2 protein-coding genes are annotated in these 4831 nt (G+C 50.2%); one reads left to right on the top strand and one right to left on the bottom strand.

Annotated elements, in window-relative coordinates; genetic code table 11:
* Positions 1 to 159: 159 nt before the first annotated feature.
* Entirely contained in the window at positions 160 to 1323 is a 1164-nt protein-coding gene (locus QUA43_RS30525; RefSeq protein WP_333379496.1) for a quinone-dependent dihydroorotate dehydrogenase, read from the bottom strand.
* A 230-nt stretch (positions 1324 to 1553) separates the two neighbouring features.
* Between QUA43_RS30525 and QUA43_RS30530 the strand changes: the two genes are divergently transcribed.
* Positions 1554 to 4475, top strand: a complete 2922-nt coding sequence (locus QUA43_RS30530; protein WP_333379498.1) for a GAF domain-containing protein — start codon at positions 1554 to 1556, stop codon at positions 4473 to 4475.
* Positions 4476 to 4831 lie beyond the last annotated feature (356 nt).

Here is a 4831-nt window from a genome sequence, read left to right on the forward strand (position 1 = left end):
CTGTGCAATCGTTTGGGAGTTTTGTGTTTCCGAATCTATCTTCCTTTCCTTCTGCTTGAATATCTGCGGAATGTGGGATCAAACTTTTATTTATATCAACCGTTTTGGCGGTTGCTATAAATCCGCCCCAAAGACACAATATTTTTGTGTCCGGATCTGCTACTTAATATTTTCCGAACCTACTGCCTCACAAATCGAATTAAATCCTTTTTCTTCTAACTTTTGCAGCAAACCTTGAAGAATCCGACGCACCATCCAAGGCCCTTCGTAAACCCAACCGGTGTAAACTTGAATTAAACTCGCACCGGCGGCTATTTTTTCCCAAGCATCTTCGGCGGTGAAAATGCCACCAACTCCAATTATCGGCAATTCGCCTTTTGTATATTGCCAGATAAATCGGATTACTTCTGTCGATCGCTCCCGCACTGGAAGCCCGCTAATTCCGCCGGCTTCTTCGGCGATGGGTTTGCCTGTTTCTCGCAATATTTGTGTTTTCAATCCGTCGCGGCGGATGGTGGTATTTGTGGCGATAATTCCTGCTAGTTGGTAGGTTTTTGCTAAGTCGAGGATTGATACGATCGCCTCTGACTCCAAATCCGGCGCAATCTTGACTAAAATTGGCTTGATTCCCTGATTTTCTTGTTGCAAAATTTCCAAAATTGTGCTAAGCCCAGCAGCATCTTGGAGCGATCGCAACCCAGGCGTATTCGGAGACGAAACGTTGACTACAAAATAGTCGCCCCAATCTTTCAGCAGCTTAAAACTCTCCAAATAGTCGGCTGCTGCCTGCTCTAACGGTGTTACCTTAGATTTACCGAGATTGATGCCCAAGGGGAAGGGAGACTGAGGCATGGGGCGCTGGGCATCGAATTTTGACTGTTTCTGTGCTGCCTGAAACCGGGCTGCCATTGCCGCGGCTCCTTGATTGTTAAATCCCATGCGGTTGAGGGCTGCACTGTCCTCCGTCAAGCGAAACAAGCGAGGTTGGGGGTTTCCCGGCTGTGGTTGACAAGTGACAGTGCCGAGTTCGGCAAAGCCAAAGCCAAAATTTGCCCAAATGTCAGCAGCTACGCCGTTTTTATCAAATCCGGCGGCCAAGCCGACAGGATTGTTAAAGCTCAGTCCCCACAAAGATTGTTCGAGGCGAGAATCTTGGACTCCCAAAGATTTCTGCAATCGAGAGAGCATTTGGCTGGTTGCGGGGTTTGACTGGGTTCTGGCTGCGAGTTCGAGAACTTGGAGAGTGCGGTTGTGCAGCCACTCGGCATCGGTTTTCAATACGGAAAACAACAGCGGGCGTACACTTGATTGATAAATATCCAATGATTTGTACTGGGGCAATTTACAAATTAGAAATGAGAAGGGAAATAAAAATATTCAGGAGCAGACAGTGAAGGCGAAGTTTTTACTTCAACTTCGATCGACTTTATCCAATGTTTGAGATTGAAGGATAAGTGAGACGATTATATTATAAGTTGACTCTTTTGCATTTTATTTTTTTGAATTTTTAAGTTAGTAATTTTAAATTAGACAAGGTGCGGGGAAGCTTGGAAATGGGGCAGCAGCAAAGACCAAAGGATTTAGACGAACAAATCGCGACCCTAGAGCGCGTTCTCCAGACTCTCCGAGAAGAGGAGAATGTGGAAGTGCTACTTTCGACCACTCTCGGTTACTTGCAAACAGAATTTGACTGGGGGTTGATTTGGATCGGGTTGTACGATCGACAGGCCCACAGATTGTTCGGCAAAGGTGGCATAACTCCTAACGGCGACCAGTCTTTTCTCAAACAGCGGTTTGCCCTCAGCCCTGGGGATTTGCTGGAACAAGTGGTGATTCAGCTCCGCCCGGTGGGAGTCCCGGATTTGCGATCGGAAAACAGAGCAGGAGAATGGCGCAAAGCAGCTCAAACTTTCAATATTCAAGGCACGACTCTGTTTCCGCTCCGCTACAAAGACCGCTGCTACGGTGTGATTTTGCTCGGCACAGACGTGTGGGGAGCGTCGCCAAAGTCGGGGGAAAAAACGCAGTTGGCGATCGTATTTGGAGCGCTGGCAACTGCTCTTTACCAAATAGAAAAAGACTGGCAGCGACAACAAGTTAAACACCCAGACGAGTCTCTTTTAGCGCTGATTTCGCAGTTGGGGGAATTGCGATCGCTCGACCAATACTTGCAAGCGGTTGTCGAACAAACTCATGAATTTACTGAGCCGACACGCACCAATGTTTATTGGTTCGAGCGAGAGCGGCGCTATTTTTGGCGCCGAGTCAGCAACCGCGAAGTTGCTCCGGGTTTGGGCGGGCCCGGCCGAGCGGCTTCGGGCATCACCGTTCAAGACTTGGGCGAATTTTATCAGGCTTTGGGCAGGGAAGAAATGGTTTGGATCGGTGAATCTCAAAGTTCTCTGAAAACTGAGCTGACGGGGCGGTTGATGCAGCAAATCCGCGCTCGCTCTCTGTTGGCTGCGCCGATTATTTCAGAAGGGGAATTGTTAGGATTTTTGGCAGTCGAAGCCAGCGAACCCCGGATTTGGCAAGACAATGAAAAACATTACCTGCGGGGAGTGGCGCAGTTAGTGGCTCTGACGGCTCCTGTGTCGGAGATGGAGGAGAAAATTCAGCAAATTGAGATCGATCGAGATTTAACTGCCGGAATAGCTCACGCCATCTACAGCGATGCTGACTGGGAGGCGACTTTGAAAAAGACCGCCGAACAGTTGTGCGATCGGCTCAAATGCGAATACTTTTTGCTGCTGCTGTACGGCGAAGAACAAAATCGCTTTGAAATTGTCTGCCAAAATCAGCCCCGCAATCGCAGGCCAGTGCCGTCGCCACTCAACGCCCTCGATGTGGCTGACGTGGGGCTGTTGCTGATGCGCGAACCTCTAGCTATTGAAAATTGGGAGGAAGATGGGCGGTTGGGCGCTTGGCGGGATGTGTTGGGGGAAGCGGGGGTGCGATCGCTTTTGGCATCGAGCACTCGGGGGAAAAAGGCAGAGGGAGAAAACCCCAATCGAAAATCGAAAATCGCCAATCGCCAATCGATCGAGGGTTTGCTGGTGATCGGGCACAGTGCAACTCGCACTTGGAGGCGATCTGAACAAGAATTAGTTCGGCTAGTAAGCCAACAACTCGGATTGATCCTGCACTCGTGGCAGCAGAGTTCGGCAATTGACAAATATCAGCAATTTGAGCGATCGCTCAAATCGGGTTTGGCGGTTTTGCACCATTCTCCTGATGAGCAATCTGAGCAACAGATATCTGCTGCTTCACCGACGATGTTCCCAGAGTTGCCGCTACAAAAGCTCGATCGTAACTTTGCTCAACAGGTTTCCCAGACAATTTCCTGTCCTTTAGTAGCCGTAATTACTTGGAATCCCGGTGAGGAGGAAGGTTCAATTGCGACGGCGCTAGCTGCCAATCCCGTATTTGCCCTCAATCCCGAGGCGGTGATTCCTGTCAAAACAGATGCGTTGATCCAACAAACCCTGGCTGCTAGCGGGGTGCTGCAACAGAGCACGAGCCAACTGCAACTGGCGACGAAGCGGTGGCTCCGCAGTCCGGGAATTGGCGAGATTCTGACGGTGGCACTGCGGACGGCCCCAGAACACGCTCCGGCGGGCATTGTGGTGGCTGCAGACGCTCCGGGCCGCCAGTGGTCGGAGTTGTCGGTGAGTTTACTCAGCTCGATGGCGTCTCAGTTGGCTTGGTGGCGCAGGTATTTGGCGGTGCAATCGATCCAGGAGTCGCAGCGATTGGATCTGGAGTTGCTCAACTGGTACAAACAGCGCCGTTTTGAGGACTTTTACCGCACTGTGGGAGCGGGGGTGAAGGAGTTGGGGGATTTGAGTCAGTCGATTTTGCAGTCCGCGAAGGAACAAAAGGATGCTCTGAAAACTTTGCGCTACCAACAGGTTTTGCGACACATTGGCAATGCTGTGGGGTCAACTCATTTGCTGCTGAAACAGGAACAGTGGCGGCTGCAATTCGCACAAGATGCGGTGCCTGTGAGCGCTTGGCTGAGGCGCTCGATCGATCGAACGGCCCCCCTGGTCAAACAGTCGAAAGTCTTGCTGGAAGTGCACAGAGAAACTGCTGTGTCCATGCCTGCAGGCCAGACTTTGAGCGTTCGCGGGGACAGCATCAAGCTGGATTTGATTCTGTGCGAATTGCTGGCGACGGCTTGCAGGCGCTCTGCTGTTGGCGCCAAGATTGAGATTCGCTCTGAGTTGTTGGGGGAAGATTTGTTAGAATTGTCTGTGGTCGATAGCGGCGCGTGCGATCGACAGTTAATTGCTGCCTTCAACGGCGGTTCCGGGCCGGACATATTAGCGGTTTCTAGTTCCAATAGGTCGATCGTGCAAAATCTCTTAGTTTGTCAGCGAGCAATACGCTTAATGGGAGGAAAGTTTTTTTTAGAAATGTTAGAAAATAATTTAATTGTGGCTCGTTTAGTTCTGCCCCTAGCCAATTCTTAAAATTCTGTACGGGCGAGTTCACCCTATCTGCAATTCACATACTAGGTACTTATAAACCAGCCCCAACCCAACTTCTAGCGGTAAAGTGCTTCAGGTGCAGCCTACATAATTACGTTCTGCGTCCAGAAATAGATGATTGATATCAATTCCGTTTGATTGGGACTTGTATTAGATCGAGTTCTGTGAGGTAGTAAGATTAAATGAACCGCGAAGACGCCAAGAGCGCGAAGGAAGAACGGCATCTTCTTCTTTCTCTTCCTTCGCGTCCTTCGCGCCTTCGCGGTTGGTTGAGTCGATGGAAGGTATTATCCTTCGCACCTCTCAGTTAGATCCGGACGTGCTGGTTTCCCCGCATC

It is taken from the genome of Microcoleus sp. N9_B4, assembly GCF_036701635.1.
GTDB lineage: Bacteria > Cyanobacteriota > Cyanobacteriia > Cyanobacteriales > Microcoleaceae > Microcoleus.